Annotated in this window: 2 protein-coding genes; one reads left to right on the forward strand and one right to left on the reverse strand. The window is 38.1% G+C overall.

Annotated features, from left to right (window positions below; translation table 11 throughout):
• On the forward strand, nt 1-321 hold a 321-nt coding region (locus F6K37_RS19695; RefSeq protein WP_502887758.1), incomplete at its 5' end, for a cyclase family protein.
• A gap of 496 nt (nt 322-817) precedes the next feature.
• On the opposite strand, the gene F6K37_RS19700 is transcribed toward F6K37_RS19695, so the two are convergent.
• On the reverse strand, nt 818-2,000 hold a 1,183-nt coding region (locus F6K37_RS19700), incomplete at its 5' end, for an ATP-grasp domain-containing protein (protein ID WP_044492868.1).

Raw genomic sequence — 2,000 nt, forward strand, 5'->3', positions numbered from 1 at the left:
AGTATGACCAAAATGCGTAATGCTGACGCTAATGGTATTGCCCATTATCCTGGCTGGAGTGCTGAAGTACTGAAATATCTTTACGAAGAACGCTACATTACTGCTTCCGGTCATGAACCAACTGATACTGACCCTGGAATTGCCACTAGCCAAGGGGACTATTCCCTAGAAAACTATATTCTCAGCCAAGACAAGTATCAGATTGAGTTGCTGACTAACTTGAATCAGGTGCCGGAGTATGGTGCGATCGCAATAGTAACGTTTCCTAAGCCCCTGAAAGGTTCTGGTTTTCCAGCAAGGGTGTTCGCAATTATTCCCTAGTGCTGGAATTTACTGCTGCTGTTTAGTGCTGCAGTTTAAGTTAGCGATCGCATTGATCGATTCATGATTATCTCTAGCAGTAATAAATCACAAATCAATCGAATGGGTATATAGAGCTTAGCGCTATATATATTTAGGAACCTTTTGGAGATTCAGTTAGCTTCATCCGCGCTTATGCCCCACGTCAGCACCGTTCGCGTAGCGGCGACCTAGGATCAAGGTCGGCGTGGTTAGAAGTTACTGTAAGAATAGTGGTTAGAAGTTACCGTAAGGATAGGGTCGCCTTTCTAGTTGGCAGGCTATGCAGAAAAGGGTCAAAATTTATTGATTAAGGCCTCAGACTAAGCCTTTATTCTAAGGTTTCTTCTGAGGCCTTAATCAATGGAGGTGCGCTTTCCGTCGCCTACGGCGAACGGAAAGCGAACGGCTAATTTAATTCGCCAGGGGTCGCACCTAAATTTAACGACTGTGGGCGATAATTCTTGGCTCTTCGGTCTCAGGTTATAACAGTGGTGGATATAAACTCATTCAAGTCTGAATTTAGGATGTTTTTAAGCTCAAGAAAATTATCCTCTCTGGTTTCCGTGAACAAGAAACCAAAGACAGGGTACTCTTTGTAATCAGTTTTTCTTAGTTCTATTGGTTTTTCAAAATTTGAAACTAGCTGATCATAATCAAATGAGTTAATACTATCTACATCTATACCAGTGGAGTTATCTAAGATTACAATACTAAAAATTTTTCCTTCTTTTCCTTTAATAATCTCATTACAATCTGGTTTTTTTTGTAAGTAATAGTATAGGTAAGGATTAAATCCATAGGCAAAGAAAGACATATCTGGGGTAGTACACCAACCCCCAAACCGCATCGGATTGACTTCGATCGGTAATAAATTACCTTGATTGTCTCGTCTAAGCTCAATATGTACTGGAAAATTTTTTACTCCAGCAAATTTACCAATTTTATCTAAAAAATCGGTAAATTCTTCAAGATTACTTTCGATGATTGCTTTTGAAGAAATATAAAGCCGATCACTAACATCAGCATCTGAGGAAAATATGTGTTTAAGGATATTTAGAATAACCGGCTCACCAGTTGAATTATAATAGGCATCAACAGCGAATTCTTCACCAGTAATATATTGTTCAATTATAAATGAACTAGTGTCCAATACCTCCTTAGGGTATAAATCTTTCATTGGAGCAGTGTCTGCAATTATTGAATCAATGGTTTTAAACCACTGCTCCTGACTTGAAATCTGATAAACTCCCATGCTAAAAAAACCAACCTTTGGCTTGATGATACATGGGAGTGGAATTTCCTTAACCTGAATCTTTTTTAAATCGTCGGTGCGAACCTCTTTGAAGTAGAAGTTTGGATCTATTGTTTGGATTAGTTCTCGAAATTTAACCTTATTTTTAAATAACTGTATTTTTCGAGGAAGATTGCTAAAAGCTAAATATTTCGATATCCAACCAATCGCATTTTCAGATGTGGTATATATGATCGGATTATCTAACTCTCGAACCATTTCAATGGCTCGCTCTTCACTAATTAGGTTTGTCCCACTATAAAGCCCTAACTTCTTGGCTATATCTGTACCTACTACAGGGATACCATTGTCTTTGACAGTTCTTTTTAAAAATTCAGAGACATATGGCTTGTCTACAAAAAACATT

The sequence above is a fragment of the Moorena sp. SIO4E2 genome (genome assembly GCF_010671945.1).
Classification (GTDB): domain Bacteria; phylum Cyanobacteriota; class Cyanobacteriia; order Cyanobacteriales; family Coleofasciculaceae; genus Moorena; species Moorena producens.